The organism is Pseudomonas sp. TH08 (assembly GCF_016651275.1).
Taxonomy (GTDB): domain Bacteria; phylum Pseudomonadota; class Gammaproteobacteria; order Pseudomonadales; family Pseudomonadaceae; genus Aquipseudomonas.
Window position 1 is genome coordinate 621,152 of sequence record NZ_JAEKEE010000003.1, and the last position, 14,889, is coordinate 636,040.

Annotated in this window: 10 protein-coding genes; 3 read left to right on the forward strand and 7 right to left on the reverse strand. The window is 59.2% G+C overall.

Going from position 1 to position 14,889, the window contains the following annotated elements; all coding sequences use genetic code 11:
* Nucleotides 1-189 precede the first annotated feature (189 nt).
* Both JFT91_RS16135 and JFT91_RS16140 read right to left on the reverse strand, forming a co-directional pair.
* Entirely contained in the window at nucleotides 190-1,116 is a 927-nt protein-coding gene (locus tag JFT91_RS16135) for a 1-aminocyclopropane-1-carboxylate deaminase/D-cysteine desulfhydrase (protein WP_201233038.1), read from the reverse strand.
* Nucleotides 1,117-1,261: 145 nt separating this feature from the next.
* Complete coding sequence (locus JFT91_RS16140; protein ID WP_201226438.1) at nucleotides 1,262-3,301, reverse strand: NADPH-dependent 2,4-dienoyl-CoA reductase; 2,040 nt, start codon at nucleotides 3,299-3,301, stop codon at nucleotides 1,262-1,264.
* 208 nt (nucleotides 3,302-3,509) lie between these two features.
* On the opposite strand from JFT91_RS16140, the gene JFT91_RS16145 reads away from it, so the two are divergent.
* Both JFT91_RS16145 and JFT91_RS16150 read left to right on the forward strand, forming a co-directional pair.
* A complete protein-coding gene (locus JFT91_RS16145) occupies nucleotides 3,510-4,640 on the forward strand; it encodes a carbon-nitrogen hydrolase family protein (RefSeq protein WP_201233040.1) in 1,131 nt (376 codons plus the stop codon).
* A 3-nt stretch (nucleotides 4,641-4,643) separates the two neighbouring features.
* A complete protein-coding gene (locus tag JFT91_RS16150; RefSeq protein ID WP_201233042.1) occupies nucleotides 4,644-5,684 on the forward strand; it encodes an AraC family transcriptional regulator in 1,041 nt (346 codons plus the stop codon).
* Between the two features lie 395 nt (nucleotides 5,685-6,079).
* On the opposite strand, the gene JFT91_RS16155 is transcribed toward JFT91_RS16150, so the two are convergent.
* Both JFT91_RS16155 and JFT91_RS16160 read right to left on the reverse strand, forming a co-directional pair.
* Nucleotides 6,080-6,916: a DUF2242 domain-containing protein gene (locus JFT91_RS16155; protein ID WP_201233044.1), complete on the reverse strand. Its 837-nt coding sequence runs from the start codon at nucleotides 6,914-6,916 to the stop codon at nucleotides 6,080-6,082.
* 92 nt (nucleotides 6,917-7,008) lie between these two features.
* A complete protein-coding gene (locus tag JFT91_RS16160; protein WP_201226442.1) occupies nucleotides 7,009-7,908 on the reverse strand; it encodes a LysR family transcriptional regulator in 900 nt (299 codons plus the stop codon).
* A 118-nt stretch (nucleotides 7,909-8,026) separates the two neighbouring features.
* Here JFT91_RS16160 and JFT91_RS16165 point away from each other — a divergent pair, with 118 nt between their 5' ends.
* Nucleotides 8,027-9,232 carry an MFS transporter gene (locus JFT91_RS16165; protein WP_201233045.1) on the forward strand — a complete coding sequence of 402 codons (1,206 nt, stop codon included), beginning with the start codon at nucleotides 8,027-8,029 and terminating at the stop codon, nucleotides 9,230-9,232.
* Nucleotides 9,233-9,927: 695 nt separating this feature from the next.
* Here the strand turns inward: JFT91_RS16165 and JFT91_RS16170 are convergent.
* The 3 genes from JFT91_RS16170 to lon all read right to left on the reverse strand — a co-directional run bounded on the left by JFT91_RS16170 (nucleotide 9,928) and on the right by lon (nucleotide 14,848).
* A complete protein-coding gene (locus JFT91_RS16170; RefSeq protein WP_201233046.1) occupies nucleotides 9,928-11,799 on the reverse strand; it encodes a SurA N-terminal domain-containing protein in 1,872 nt (623 codons plus the stop codon).
* Nucleotides 11,800-12,030: 231 nt separating this feature from the next.
* The gene (locus JFT91_RS16175; RefSeq protein WP_008077714.1) at nucleotides 12,031-12,303 is read right to left on the reverse strand and encodes an HU family DNA-binding protein; all 273 of its coding nucleotides are present in this window, start codon (nucleotides 12,301-12,303) and stop codon (nucleotides 12,031-12,033) included.
* Nucleotides 12,304-12,451: 148 nt separating this feature from the next.
* The gene (gene lon, locus JFT91_RS16180; RefSeq protein ID WP_201226445.1) at nucleotides 12,452-14,848 is read right to left on the reverse strand and encodes an endopeptidase La; all 2,397 of its coding nucleotides are present in this window, start codon (nucleotides 14,846-14,848) and stop codon (nucleotides 12,452-12,454) included.
* Between the last annotated feature and the right edge of the window lie 41 nt (nucleotides 14,849-14,889).

Consider the following 14,889-nt stretch of genomic DNA (forward strand, 5'->3'; position numbering starts at 1 on the left):
GGATTCATTGTGAAGAGGGGATTTAGCGAAACGTCGCACCGCCCCGATGGGCTGCGCAGCGGCCCCCAGTTCAGCCACCACTAATCAACCTGATTCACCGCGTATCGAGGTTTTGGGGCCGCTTCGCAGCCCAACGGGGATTTATCCCCTCTTCACAATAAATCCACTCATGACAGAAATACGCTGCAATCAGGGGACGCGGTTGAATCCCCGGCGCCCTTGCAATCCGCCGGTATGGACGAAAATCAGCCGAGTGCCGCAGGCAAATCCGCCCGCCTCGACGTGACTCTTGAGCGCCAATAACGCCTTGGCGGTGTAAAGCGGTTCCAGCGGCACACCGCTCGCCTGCTCGCTACGGTCGATAAATTCAAGCAGTCCGGCATCGACCTTGGCAAAACCGCCACGACAGGCATCGATCAATTCATACCCTGCATTGGCCATCCCTGCTTCCTGGAGGATTGCCTCAACCTGCGGCGCCACACCGTGAGCCTCCGGCACCGCCAACGCGCCATACACCGGGTGCTCACCGCCCTCGGCCAGCACCAGCCCCGCCAATGTCGTCCCCGTGCCGCAAGCCAGCCACCAACCGTGGTAATCGCTCCAGCCCAGATTGCGCAATTGCGCATCGACCTGAACCTTAAGCGCTGCGCAGCCCAATGCCCCGGGTATTCCGCCGCCACCCTCCGGCACCGCGTACAACGTCGGATAGTGCACCTGCCACGGTTCCCAGAACCCCGGCTCATGCCGCGCTCGATAGCCGGCGTAACCCAGCCAATGCAACTGCATGCCAAACGCCTGCAGATCCTTCACGGTCGGCGTTTCATGCGCATGCCCACGCAACAGCCCCACGGTTTTGAACCCCAAGCGTTTACCCGCCGCGGCCAATGCGTGCAGGTGATTTGAATGCGCACCGCCAAGGCTGATGATGCCTTCGGCACCGGTACGGTCGGCGGCTTTGAGGTGCTCAGTGAGCTTGAACCACTTGTTGCCGCTGATCAGTGGATCGATCTGATCCAGACGCAGGATCGCCACTTCAACATTGGCGGCGGCCAGCCAGTCGAGCGAGAGTAATTCGAGAGGGGCTTGGGGTAGCCAATCGGAGGGAGGCAAAAACATGAGCGTCGATTCGATCTGGACAGAGCCAGCATTCTAGTCGCTCATAAGCAGCCATCGCGAGCAGGCTCACTCCTACATTTGAAATGCGTCCACCTGTAGGAGTGAGCCTGCTCGCGATAGCCATTGGCACGCTAGGCCTGCGAAATCAAAGTTCGGCTGCCAGACGCGAGCCTTGGTTGATCGCGCGTTTGGCATCCAGCTCGGCCGCGACATCCGCGCCGCCGATCAGATGCACGTTCTGCCCGGCCGCAACCAGCCCATCGTGCAGTTCACGCAGCGGATCCTGCCCCGCGCAAATCACGATGTTGTCCACCGCCAACAGCTGCGGCTCGCCGGTTTCGCCGATGCGGATGTGCAAACCTTCATCATCGATGCTCAGGTACTCAACGCTGTTGAGCATTTGCACTTGCTTGTTCTTCAAACCGGTACGGTGAATCCAGCCAGTGGTCTTGCCCAGACCGTCGCCGACCTTGGTTTTCTTGCGCTGCAACAGGAACACTTCACGCGCCGGTGCATGCGGCGCCGCTTTGATCCCGGCCACGCCACCGCGTGCTTCCAGTTGCGTATCGATGCCCCATTCTTTCCAGAACGCGGCGCGATCCTGACTGGTGGCCACGCCTTCATGCACGAGGAACTCCGACACGTCGAAACCGATACCGCCAGCACCAATCACCGCAACACGCTTGCCCACCGGTTTGCGCTCCAGAATCACGTCCAGGTAGCTCAACACCTTGGCGTTCTCGACGCCCGGAATTGCCGGTACACGCGGCGCAATACCGGTGGCGAGGATGATTTCGTCGTAACCGCCCTCCACCAGTTTCGCCACGTCGACACGAGTGTTCAGGCACACCTCGACATTCGTCGTCTGCAACTTGCGCTTGAAGTAACGCAGGGTCTCGAAAAACTCTTCCTTGCCCGGCACACGCTTGGCGATGTTGAACTGGCCACCGATTTCGCTGGCCGAATCGAACAACGTCACCTGATGGCCACGCTCGGCGGCCACGGTCGCAGCGGACAACCCGGCAGGGCCGGCACCGACCACGGCGATTTTCTTGATCTGCTTGACCGGCAGGTAGTTGAGTTCGGTCTCGTGACAGGCGCGCGGGTTGACCAGGCAACTGGTGAGCTTGCCACCGAAAGTGTGATCCAGGCAGGCCTGGTTGCAACCGATGCAGGTGTTTATTTCGTCGGCGCGACCTTCAGCCGCTTTGTTGACGAAGTCCGGGTCGGCGAGGAACGGCCGCGCCATCGAGACCATGTCGGCATCGCCTTCAGCAAGAATCTGCTCGGCGATTTCCGGCGTGTTGATGCGGTTGGTGGTGATCAACGGGATGCTCACCGAACCACGCAGCTTGGCCGTGACCTTGCTGAACGCCGCGCGCGGTACTTTGGTGGCGATGGTCGGAATCCGCGCTTCGTGCCAGCCAATGCCGGTATTGATGATGGTTGCGCCAGCCTGCTCGATGGCTTTGGCCAGGGTAACGATCTCATCCCAGGTGCTGCCGCCCTCAACCAGGTCGAGCATCGACAGGCGGAAGATGATGATGAAGTTCGGGCCGACCGCTTCACGCACGCGGCGGACGATTTCCACCGGCAGGCGCATACGGTTTTCGTAGCTGCCACCCCAGCGGTCGGTACGGTGGTTGGTGTGCGCGGCGAGGAACTGGTTAATGAAATAACCTTCTGAGCCCATGATCTCGACGCCGTCGTACTCGGCGGACTGCGCCAGTACCGAGCAAGTCACGAAATCACTGATCTGCTTCTCGATGCCCTCTTCGTCCAGCTCTTTGGGCTTGAACGGGTTGATCGGCGCCTGAATCGCGCTCGGTGCCACCTGCTTCGGGCTGTAGGCATAACGCCCGGCATGAAGGATCTGCATGCAAATCTTGCCGCCCGCGTCGTGCACCGCGCGGGTGACGATGCGGTGTTTGAGCGCTTCTTCTTCGGTGGTCAGCTTGGCCGCGCCGGAGTACACGCCGCCCTCGTCGTTCGGGCCGATACCGCCGGTGACCATCAGGCCGACACCGCCGCGCGCACGTTCGGCGAAGTACGCCGCCATACGTTCAAAACCGCCCGGTTTTTCTTCCAGGCCAGTGTGCATCGAGCCCATCAGGGTGCGGTTGCGCAGCGTGGTGAATCCCAGGTCCAGCGGGGCCAACAGGTGCGGGTAATGAGCGGCGGTCATCGGTAACTCCACAACGAGCGATCACGGAAAAAGTGCGGGAGCTCTTTGTCCCCCGTCAGTCATGTTCGACAGACTAAGAGTCGCACCGCTGTCACTCAATGACCGTAACTGACAACTTATTGATCCAAATGCGCAGCGCCCCTTGGCAAGCACGGCCATGGGCCCTACCCTAGTCGCCACACCCTGTACCCGGCTGTTGTTGGTTTTCATGCGCAAACTTTTGTACCTGTTTTTTTCCATGGCCATTGTCGCCGCCCTGACCACCTACGCCATGTGGGCAGCAGACCGGCCGGCGGGACATTACCTGTCGGACCTGCGTATCAAACTCGCGGTCGATGAGGGCACCCCCGCCGACCGTGGCAATCTGCTGGGCATCCAGCCCGAACTGTTTCCCACCGACTATCAAAGCCCTGAGCGCCTGCACCGCAAACTCGCGGCTTATTTGCAGCAAGCGCAGGATCAGGGTTTGTTGAATGACAAAACCGTGGTCGTGCTGCCGGAACATGTCGGCACCTGGCTGATGATCAGCGGCGAGAAAGACGAGCTGTATCAAGCGCCGACACTCGCCGAAGCGATGAACTGGCTGGCGGCGAGCAATCCGCTGCTGTTCGCCCGCGCCTGGCTCAGCGCCAAAGGCAACAGTCGTCTCGATGATGCGCATCTGCGAATGAAGTCCAAGGCGATGGCCAAGGATTACCAGGCACTGTTCGGCGGCCTGGCCAAGGAGTTTCATGTGACGCTGGTCGCAGGCTCCATCGTCTTGCCCGAGCCGAGCATTCGCGACGGCCAGCTCAAACCCGGCAGCGGCGCACTGTTCAACAGCAGCGTGGTGTTTGGTCGTGATGGCCTACCGCTGGGTCAACCACAGCGGCAGATGCATCCGATCTTCGATCAGCGCGATGTACTGGAAGCCGAAGATAAACACGCGATCAACGTGGTCGATACGCCTGCCGGGCGCCTCGGCATCCTTATCGGCAGCGACAGCTGGTACCCCGACAATTACCGCAAACTCGACGAACAAGGCGCGCAACTGGTCGCCGTACCGGCGTTCGTCGTCGGTCATAACGTGTGGGATCAGCCGTGGGGCGGCTATAAAGGTTCGAGCACACCGGGCTCGGTCAGCCTCAAGCCCGGCGAAGTCAGCGAAGGCCAGGCCTGGCATCGTCTGACTTTGACCGCGCAACCGCCGAGCAGTCGGGCGATTGCCGGTGTCAGCGTGTTCTTGCGCGGGCAGTTCTGGGACAAGCTGAGTTCTGGGCAGAGTTTCCTCAGCAGCAACGGCCGGCAGTTTGCCGATGGCGACGCCCGTGGCGCGCGTTTACTGAATATCTGGTTGTAAGTGATGAAGCCGCTACCGATGCGTCTCGGGGATTTGTCGGTGGGTTTCGTACACAGCCTCGCCGATGCGGTGCGCAGCCATGACGCCGACCCGCAGCCGTTGCTTGAGCAATATGGGCTGGACGCTGCACGCTTGGCCGAGGCCGGCGCGCGGTTGTCGATTCCGCGTTACATGCGCCTGGGGCACGCGGCCATTCAATTGACCGACGACCCCGCGCTGGGCTTACGCATGGGCCAGCTCAGTCGGCTGAGCCAGGCCGGGCTGGCCGGGGTCACCGCCGCGCAAGCCCCCACAGTGCGCGAGGCCGCGCGTTGCCTGATCCGCTTCGAACCGTTGTACGGCTCCAACTATCGCGGCCAGTCGAGTTTTCACGAAGACGCCAACGGCGCCTGGCTGCGCTTCTACTCGATCAGCCCGTACAACGCCTATAACCGCTTTGTGGTGGATTCGATCATCGCCGGCTGGCTGCATCAACTGTCGAGTGTCAGTGGCGAATCGCTGCGGGCCGAGCGCATCGAAATCGAATTCGACGAACCGGATTACCGTGACGCTTACAGTGCCCTGGGTGACGGCCCGATCCAGTTCGGCGCCGAGCGTAATCAACTGCGCCTGAGCCTCAACAGCCTCGCCCAGCGCAATCGCGAACATTGCCCGAGCACTTGGCGGCACCTGCTGCAATTGTGTGAACGCGAGCTCGAACAACTGACACGCACCCGCAGCCTGCGCGAGCGCATCACGCAATTGCTGGGGCCGTTATTGAATGGTGGGCGCGAACCCGACCTGGAAGAAGTGGCGGCGCGCCTGAAGCTGCCGACCTGGACATTGCGGCGAAAACTGGCTGAGGAAGGCACACAATATCGCGCGATCCTCAATGACACCCGCCGCGATCTGGCCATGACCTACATCCGCGACACTGAACTGGCGTTCGGCGAGATCGCCTACCTGCTGGGTTTTGCCTCAGCCGAAGCGTTCCAACGCGCGTTCAAACGCTGGAGCGGCCAGACCCCTGGCGAATTCCGCCGCAGCCATCGCAAAACGGCATAAGAGCAACTGCAAGCCCACAGCCACAAGCGGCAAGCAAACCCTTACAGCTCGGTAGCGTCTTCCGCAGGCTCTGGCGGATCCAGTTCAAAGGCCTGGTACTCGAGCAGTTCTTCTTGGTAATCGTCCATCGTGTAATCCCCCGTACTGCTCGCTGAAAAATGGCCTGATCAATCGACCCGTGCCCCGAGCATAAAGTGCCCGTATGAAGGAAAAATGAAACACGGCCTTCATCAATAAAACGTAGCAGACGGTCAGGAATTTATCGCGGGACTTTTGTCCGGAGAATGTAACGAAATACTCGCGTAGGAGCTGCGGCACGCTGCGATCCGTTGATCTTGCTTGAGATCAGGATCAAAAAGATCGCAGCCTTTGGCAGCTCCAGGTTCAAGCCGGGATTAGTGACCGGGCATCGCCGGGATCGGCTCGGACGGCGGTGGGATGTCCGGGTTGGCCGGCGGAGTGATGGTCTCCGCGGCAGGAGCTGGTTCAGCGACTGGCGCCGGGGTGATCGGCGCCGTCTCTGCCGGCGGAACCACCGGCTCCGAACTCACCGGGGCGGTCTCGGCGGGCGCTGGTGCGGTCACAGCCGGGCTTGCCGGTGCGGGAGCAGGTTCTGCCGCTGGAGCCAGAGGCGTCGGAGCAGCTTTGGGCTCAGGCACACCCAGATCAGTCTTCGGCTTCTCTTCGATATGCGCCGCTTTCTTCGCATCGGCCGGCAGGAAAAGCTCGACCAGGGTGAAGAAACGTTCATAGAATTTCTGCGAGGACACGGTTTCGCTGGCAACCTTGACCATCGAATCGTCCGAGGAGCCGATCGGCATCGACACCGAGCCCAACACGCCGACGCCGAGGCTGGCAGAGTTGTTGGTCTTCTTCAGTGCGTAACGATCCTGCAGAGCATTGGCGAACATCGTCGCGTGGTGCTTGCCACTGCTGTCTTCGGCGCAGACCACATTGAAGCTGATCTCCATGTGCGTATCGCCGGTCTGCTGAAAGCTCTTGTGGCCGCTGATCAGCTTCGGATCGCTGCTGGTAATGATGTAGCCCTGACTCAGCAACGCACGACGCGCCGCTTCGCAACTGACAGCGTCGCTCACAGGGTAATTGCGCGAGAACGTACCCGAGTCATCGAAGTTCTCATGCTCATACATCGGCTTGTCCTTCGAACAGCCGGCCACAGCCGCCACCAACAACGCCAACCCGACAACACGCAAGGGAATGGAAATCAACATTAAACATCCTGAGGGAAAACAGTCCGGGGCGTATTGTGCAACAGATCACGACCCCGCGGCGTATGGATTAGTGTCTTGAAACGCTTACAACTCTATCGACCTTCAGTGGCGGGAAAAAGTCGCGCCGATAAATGATCGATGAAAACCCGCAATTTTGCCGTGGCGTGTCGACTTGACGGCCAAAGTACCCAGAACCGCCCGACATGCTCCAGATGGCTATCGAGCACCCGCTGCAAGCGACCCTGGGCGACGTCCTCATGGGTCATGAAATCAGGCAGACAGGCAATGCCCATACCGGCCAGCGCTGCGTGGCTAACCGCCTCGATGGACGAACTGACCAGCCTCGTCGGCAACATCGGCTCAATGCCGCCCTCCTCACGCCTGAACGGCCATGGCTCGAGCTTGCCAGTGGCGTGAAAGGTATGCCGCAAGCAAGCGTGATCGGCGAGATCCGCAGGACTCTGCGGCGTGCCACGCTGCTGCAGATAGACGGGGCTGGCCACGAGTACCATATGAAACTCGCCCAATGGCCGCGCCATCAATCGCGAATCCCGCGGCTTGCCGGTGCGAATCACCGCATCGAACCCCTCTTCGACCACGTCGACCATGCGGTCTGTCAGGTCGAGATCCAACTCTATCTGCGGGTACAGCGCCATGAACTCGGTCATGACCGGCATCACCAGGCCATGCACCTGTGGCAGGCTGATACGCAATTTACCGTGGGGTTGCGAGGCGGCATCACACAACTCGAATTCAGCCGCCTCGACCTCCGCGAGGATCTTGCGACAGCGCTCCAGAAACAGCGCGCCCTCGCTGGTCAGCGTGACGCTGCGAGTGGTGCGTTGAAACAAGCGTACCCCGAGCCGAGCCTCCAGCCGCGCAATGCTCTTGCCCACCGCCGAAGATGAAACGCCTTGCAGGCGACCGGCCTCGGTGAAACTGCGCGTGTCGGCGACCTGAACGAACACCGAAATACTGCCCAGGCTATCCATACCCTGCCTCCATTAACGACATCCGTGTCCGATATGTTCGGAACCATAACCTGTTTTTCGTTCGCGTGCAGCGCCCTACCCTGTGCGCTTCGTCAACACGGCACACGGATGCTCGCTCATGAACGATGCACAACTGACCTGTAACCCACTGCAAAACCCGGCCGAAACCCGCGACCGGTTACCCCTCGGCGCCCTGCTTGCACTGGCCACCGCCGGATTTATCACGGTGATGACCGAAGCCATGCCGGCCGGGTTGTTACCGCAGATGAGCAGTGGCTTGAATGTCTCACAGGCCTTGGTCGGGCAACTGGTCACGCTGTATGCGATCGGCTCGATCCTTGCGGCCATTCCGCTAACGATCGCCACCCGCAGCTGGCGGCGCAGACCCCTGCTGCTGTCAGCCATCGGCGGCTTCGCCATCGCCAACAGCGTGACGGCCCTCTCGGAACTGTATTGGCTGACCCTGATTGCCCGCCTCATTGCGGGGGTATTTGCCGGGCTGCTTTGGGCACTATTGGCAGGCTACGCGAGCCGCATGGTCGCCCCGCACCTGCAAGGTCGCGCAATCACCGTGGCGATGCTGGGCGCGCCCATCGCGCTGTCACTGGGGATCCCGGCAGGCACGTTGCTCGGCACCATGGTTGGTTGGCGGCTGAGCTTCGCGATCATGACCGGACTGACGGTGTTGCTGGTCGTCTGGGTGCGCTGGCAAGTCCCCGATTTCGCTGGTGAACGCGAAGGACAACGCTTGCCACTGCGTCAGGTATTTACCCTGCCGGGTGTACGATCGGTGCTGTTCGTTACCCTCTCCTATGTCGTCGCACACAACTTGTTGTACACCTACATCGCGCCGTTCCTGCAACCATCCGGGCTCGATGCGCAGGTCGACCGCGTGCTATTGGTGTTCGGGCTGGCCTCGGTGCTGAGCCTGTGGATCGTCGGCAACCTGGTCGATCGATGGCTGCGCGAACTGGTGCTGATCAGTGCGGTGCTGTTCATGCTGGCCTCGATTGCGCTGGGCATATGGCGTGAGTCGCCCAGCGTGATTTATTTCGCCACCGCTGTCTGGGGACTGGCGTTCGGCGCAATGCCTTCGCTGCTGCAAACCGCATCAGCGAAAACCGCAAAAGACGCAGCTGATACCGCGCAATCGATGCTCGTCACGCTGTGGAATGTCGGGATTGCCGGCGGTGGACTGGCAGGAGGCCTGCTGCTGGACAGCGTTGGGGTCGGGCACTTTCCATGGATAGTTGCGGCGCTGCTGCTCACGACCTTATATGCGGCTATCAATGCCCGACACCATGGATTTCCACGAGCGGGATAATCCTAATTGGTGCAATACCTCTCAATACCTGACCGGATATCACCCGGCGATGGCGAGATGCCCTATGTAGGAGCTGCCGCAGGCTGCGATCTTTTGACCTTCACAACGTCAAAGTCAAAAGATCGCAGCCTGCGGCAACTCCTACAGGGAATGGGTACACCTGCCAGAGCTTGGTTGGCTGTAAGGCCGCCATCGCTGGCAAGCCAGCTCCCACAGGGGTCGAGTACAACCGGCAGAAACAGGTCGGCTGCCAAGCCGCCATCGCTACCACAAAAAAAGAGTTCACCCCAAAACGCGGCGCATGCCGCCCCACTCAACACAATGAGCGTTAGCTCGAGTACCGCTCTTGATCTAGAAGGCCCGTCGGCAGGCTGAGTGGAGGGATTGATCCGGGGTGGGAGCGCAGCGACCGTTCGACGAAGTCGAATGCATCGAGAGGAGGTGCAGCGCAGCAAACCGGAGGCGATGCGCCCGGATCAATCCCGGAGCGAAGGAACCCGAGCCCCAGCGAGGGCCGAACGTCAGGGTATAGCCTTTTCGGTTACCTTTTCGGCGTTTGGAAAAGGTGACTCGCCGTCAGGGCGAAACCCTAAGAAGCCGTTACCGCAGCAACGGATCCACCAACAATCAACCGCCTCAATAAAAAAAGCCCCGACCAATCGGCCAGGGCTCCCTTATCAAACCTCAGTCAAACATCAGAACTTCTTGATCTCTGCCTGAGCCTCCAACTGCTTGCGATACGCCGCGAAGTCTTGCTGACCTTCACGCGATGCCAGGAAGCGACGGTACTGAGCCTTCTCTTCCTCAGTCGGTGCAGCCGCTTCGTTAACGCCGTTCAGGCGCACGATCATCAGGCTGCCGTCCGGCAGGGTCACATTGCTGAACGTCGGCTTGTCCTTGGCGGCCGGCTTAGGCATGCGGAACAGCGCCTGCAGTACCGCTGGATCAACACCTTCCTGACCACGGGTGGCCGCTTCGGTGGTTTTCCAGTTCTGACCGTCAACAGCTTTGTCCAGCGCAGCCTTGCCATCGCGCAGATCAGCGATCAGCTTCTCGGCCTTGGTCTTGGCAGCAGCACTCGCGTGCTCTTTGGTCAGTTGAGTGCGAATCGCCGCGCTCACGCTTTGCAGAGGCAGTTGCGCAGGCTTCAGGTGTTCCTTGGCGCGCAGCACGATCACGGTTTCCGGATCCAGCTCGATGGCAGTGCTGTTGGCACCCTCATCAATCACTTCGGTACTGAATGCAGCAGTGACCACGGCACGGTTAGCCGCAACACCTTCGCCACCTTCACGACCGAATGGCTTGGAGGTGTGCACAGTCAGCTTCAGATCCGCAGCTGGCTGAGCCAGATCGGACGCTTCGAACGCGGAGTCTTCCAGTTGCTTGGTCGCCTCGACGAAACGCTGCTCGACCTGCGCGGCTTTCAGCTCGCGGGTCAGCTTGTCTTTCAGGCTGGCCAGGGTCGGCACTTCCGGCGCTTCAACACCCAGCAGCTTGATCAGGTGGTAACCGAAGTCGGTACGAACCGGCTCGGAAACCTGATCTTTAGCCAACGAGTACAGGGCTTTTTCGAAGGCTGGATCATAAACGCCAGGACCTGCAAAACCGAGGTCGCCGCCATTGTTGGCCGAACCCGGATCCTGCGAGAACTCTTTGGCCAGCGCTTCGAACTTCTCGCCCTTGGCCAGACGCGCCTGGACTTCTTCGATCTTCGCCTTGGCCTGAGCGTCGGTGGTCTTGTCGTTCACTTCGATCAGAATGTGCGCCGCACGACGCTGTTCCGACAGGTTGGCGATCTCTTTCTGATACGCCGCTTGCAGGTCTTCGTCCTTGACGGCGACCTGATCGAAGAACGAAGCCTTCTTCAGTTCCAGATAATCGATGACCACTTGATCCGGGGTCATGAACTCTTTGGCGTGCTCGTCGTAGTAAGCCTTGACCTCATCGTCGGTCAGCTTGACCGCGGCTGGATCAGCCTTGATGTTCAGAGTGGCGAAATCGCGGGTCTGTTTTTCCAGACGGGCGAATGCCAGCACTTCGGCGTCGGTGACGAAACCGCTGCCACCGATACCGGCGCGCAGTTGGCCGATCAGCATTTCCTGAGCCAGCATCTGGCGGAATTGCATACGGCTGTAACCCAGCGAACGAATGACCTGGTCGAAACGATCAGAACTGAACTTGCCGTCCACCTGGAATTCAGGCGTTTGCAGGATCACTTGATCCAGAGCCGCTTCGGAGAAAGCGAACTTCGATTGTTCCGCGCCTTGCAGCAGCAGTTTGCGATCGATCAGGCCCTTGAGAGCCGATTCGCGAAGCATTTTTTCGTCGAGCAACGAAGCGTCGAAGTCTTTGCCCAGCTGTTGCATCAGCTGACGGCGTTGCATATCAACGGCCTGGCTCAGCTCGTTCTGGCTGATTTCTTCACCATTGACCTTTGCCGCGTCGTTAGAGTGCGTCGTGGCCTTGAAAATGGCGTCGAAACCGGTCAAAGCCATCAACAAAATGATGGCCCCGATAATGGTCTTGGCAATCCAGCCTTGTGAATTGTCCCTGATATTCTGCAGCATGCGTCCCCCAGAAACGGTTGAACTTCAAAATTTGGCAACCGTGGAGCGTGGGTAGAATCCGGATAGAAGAAAGGCGCATCCGAGGATGCGCCTTCTCGTAACTGGCGGAGCGGACAGGGCTCGAACCCTCGATCCCGGCGTTACAGGCGCCTGTTTCAGCGACCTGCTCTACCGCTCCGCTGCCAAGTCAGGGATGACCCCGACCCGGATGGGTAAAAACTTGTAACGAACTTAGTTAACCGCTTCTTTCAGTGCTTTACCGGCTTTGAAGCCTGGTTTTTTAGCAGCAGCGATTTGCAGCGTCTTGCCGGTCTGTGGGTTACGACCTACGCGAGCTGGACGATCAGTCACGGAGAAAGTACCGAAACCAACCAGAACAACGGAGTCGCCAGCCTTGAGAGCGCCAGTGACGGATTCGATTACAGCGTCCAGCGCACGGCCAGCAGCAGCTTTCGGGATATCAGCGGATGCAGCGATAGCATCAATCAGTTCCGACTTGTTCACTCTAAGTCCCCTTATATCTATTTTGAGATGATTCTAAGTTTTTTGGTGAAAGCAAAAACGAGTGCTGAATGGCCTACAGACACTTAAGAGCCGCTTTATAACAAGGGCTCTAAAAAGCTGTCAAGGAAGCCACCCAGGCAAAAGCATACTAATGCGTGCTAATTCTTTCCTTAGCATCAGACTCACGTTTTTCATCCTTGGCAACTATCTCCGGAGCCACATCCGGCAAGGGCTCCGGCGCGTATTGCAGCGCAATTTGCAGGACCTCGTCAATCCATTTAACCGGTTTAATCTGCAGATCCTGCTTGATGTTGTCCGGAATCTCCTTGAGATCACGCACGTTTTCTTCCGGAATAATCACAATCTTGATTCCGCCGCGGTGAGCCGCGAGCAGTTTTTCCTTCAGACCACCAATAGCCAGCACTTGGCCACGCAGGGTGATTTCGCCGGTCATGGCGACATCGGCACGCACGGGAATGCCAGTCAATGCCGACACCAACGCAGTGCACATGCCTACACCGGCACTCGGACCATCCTTCGGCGTGGCACCTTCCGGCATGTGGATGTGCGTGTCGCGCTTCTCGTGGAAGTCCACAGGAATGCCCAGGCTTTTCGCGCGGCTGCGCACCACGGTCAGGGCTGCAGTGATCGATTCGACCATTACATCACCCAGCGAACCGGTCTTGATCAGTTGGCCTTTACCCGGCACGACAGCGGCTTCAATGGTCAGCAATTCGCCGCCCACCTGAGTCCAGGCGAGGCCGGTGACCTGGCCGATCTGGTCTTGCTGTTCGGCCAGACCGTAGCGGAATTTACGCACGCCGAGGAAGTGCTCCAGCGCATCAGCTGTCACTTTCACCGAGAAGCGTTTTTCCATAGCGTGCTCTTTCACAGCCTTGCGGCAGACCTTGGCGATCTGACGTTCGAGGCCGCGCACACCGGCTTCACGGGTGTAATAACGGATGATATCGCGGATCGCTTCTTCGTCGAATTCCAGCTCGCCCTTCTTCAAGCCGTTTGCGGCAATCTGTTTTGGCGAGAGGTATTTGACGGCGATGTTGATCTTTTCGTCTTCGGTGTAGCCCGGCAGACGGATCACTTCCATCCGGTCAAGCAGCGCCGGAGGAATGTTCATCGAGTTCGAAGTGCACAGGAACATCACATCCGAAAGATCGTAATCGACTTCCAGATAATGATCGTTGAAGTTGTGGTTCTGCTCTGGATCGAGCACTTCCAGCAACGCCGACGCCGGGTCGCCACGCATGTCGCTGCCCATTTTGTCGATTTCATCGAGCAGGAACAGCGGGTTGCGTACACCCACCTTTGTCATCTTTTGAATCAATCTTCCCGGCATCGAACCGATGTAAGTCCGCCGATGACCGCGAATTTCCGCTTCGTCACGCACGCCGCCGAGGGCCATACGCACAAATTTACGGTTAGTGGCGTGGGCAATCGACTCCGCCAGCGAGGTTTTACCCACGCCCGGAGGACCCACCAGGCACAACACCGGGCCACGAATCTTCTTCACGCGCTTTTGCACGGCGAGGTATTCAAGGATGCGCTCCTTGACCTCTTCGAGACCGTAGTGATCGGCATCGAGAATGTCTTCAGCACGCGCCAGATCCAGGCGTACTTTGCTTTGAGCCTTCCACGGCACCTGCACCAGCCAGTCGATGTACGAGCGCACCACGGTGGCCTCGGCAGACATCGGCGACATTTGCTTGAGCTTGTTCAGCTCGGCAGTGGCTTTGGCCAACGCGTCTTTCGGCAGACCGGCAGCGTCGATACGCTTTTTCAGGTCTTCGATTTCGTTGTGGCCTTCGTCGCTGTCACCGAGTTCTTTCTGAATAGCCTTCATCTGCTCATTCAGGTAGTACTCGCGCTGACTGCGCTCCATTTGCTTTTTAACGCGGCCACGAATGCGTTTTTCGACTTGCAGCAGGTCGATCTCGGCATCCAGCAACGCCAGGACGTGCTCGACACGGGCCGACAGGTCGATGATTTCGAGGATTTCCTGCTTCTGCTCGATTTTCAGCGCCATGTGCGCGGCCATGGTGTCTACCAGACGACCCGGCTCATCGATGCTGTTGAGCGAAGACAGGACTTCAGCCGGGACTTTTTTACCCAACTGCACATATTGTTCAAATTGCGACAGCAGCGTGCGTACGAAGACTTCGGATTCGCGCTCGGCAGCGTCGACTTCTTCAATCAGCGAGACTTCAGCACGGCAATGGCCGTCGACTTCGCTGAAGCGTTCAACGGTACCGCGCTGCTCACCTTCGACCAGAACCTTGACGGTGCCGTCAGGCAGCTTGAGCAGCTGTAGAACAGTGGCGATGGTACCTACGCGATAGAGAGCATCTTCACCGGGATCGTCGTCAGCCGGGTTTCTCTGGGCCAGCAGGAGGATCTGCTTGTCACCCGTCATCGCTGCCTCGAGGGCTTCGATGGATTTCTCGCGCCCCACGAACAGCGGGATAACCATGTGCGGATAAACCACGACATCACGCAATGGCAGGAGAGGCAATTCGATGGTTGTCTTCATGATTTCGCCTCTACGGCGGCCATAAGGCCGTAATCAGATGG

Excerpts from the sequence above, each read along its gene's own strand:
- JFT91_RS16135 (WP_201233038.1), bottom strand. The coding sequence starts at position 1,116 with ATGTTTTTGCCTCCCTCCGATTGGCTACCCCAAGCCCCTCTCGAATTA.
- JFT91_RS16140 (WP_201226438.1), bottom strand. The coding sequence starts at position 3,301 with ATGACCGCCGCTCATTACCCGCACCTGTTGGCCCCGCTGGACCTGGGA.
- JFT91_RS16145 (WP_201233040.1), top strand. The coding sequence starts at position 3,510 with ATGCGCAAACTTTTGTACCTGTTTTTTTCCATGGCCATTGTCGCCGCC.
- JFT91_RS16150 (WP_201233042.1), top strand. The coding sequence starts at position 4,644 with ATGAAGCCGCTACCGATGCGTCTCGGGGATTTGTCGGTGGGTTTCGTA.
- JFT91_RS16155 (WP_201233044.1), bottom strand. The coding sequence starts at position 6,916 with ATGTTGATTTCCATTCCCTTGCGTGTTGTCGGGTTGGCGTTGTTGGTG.
- JFT91_RS16160 (WP_201226442.1), bottom strand. The coding sequence starts at position 7,908 with ATGGATAGCCTGGGCAGTATTTCGGTGTTCGTTCAGGTCGCCGACACG.
- JFT91_RS16165 (WP_201233045.1), top strand. The coding sequence starts at position 8,027 with ATGAACGATGCACAACTGACCTGTAACCCACTGCAAAACCCGGCCGAA.
- JFT91_RS16170 (WP_201233046.1), bottom strand. The coding sequence starts at position 11,799 with ATGCTGCAGAATATCAGGGACAATTCACAAGGCTGGATTGCCAAGACC.
- lon (WP_201226445.1), bottom strand. The coding sequence starts at position 14,848 with ATGAAGACAACCATCGAATTGCCTCTCCTGCCATTGCGTGATGTCGTG.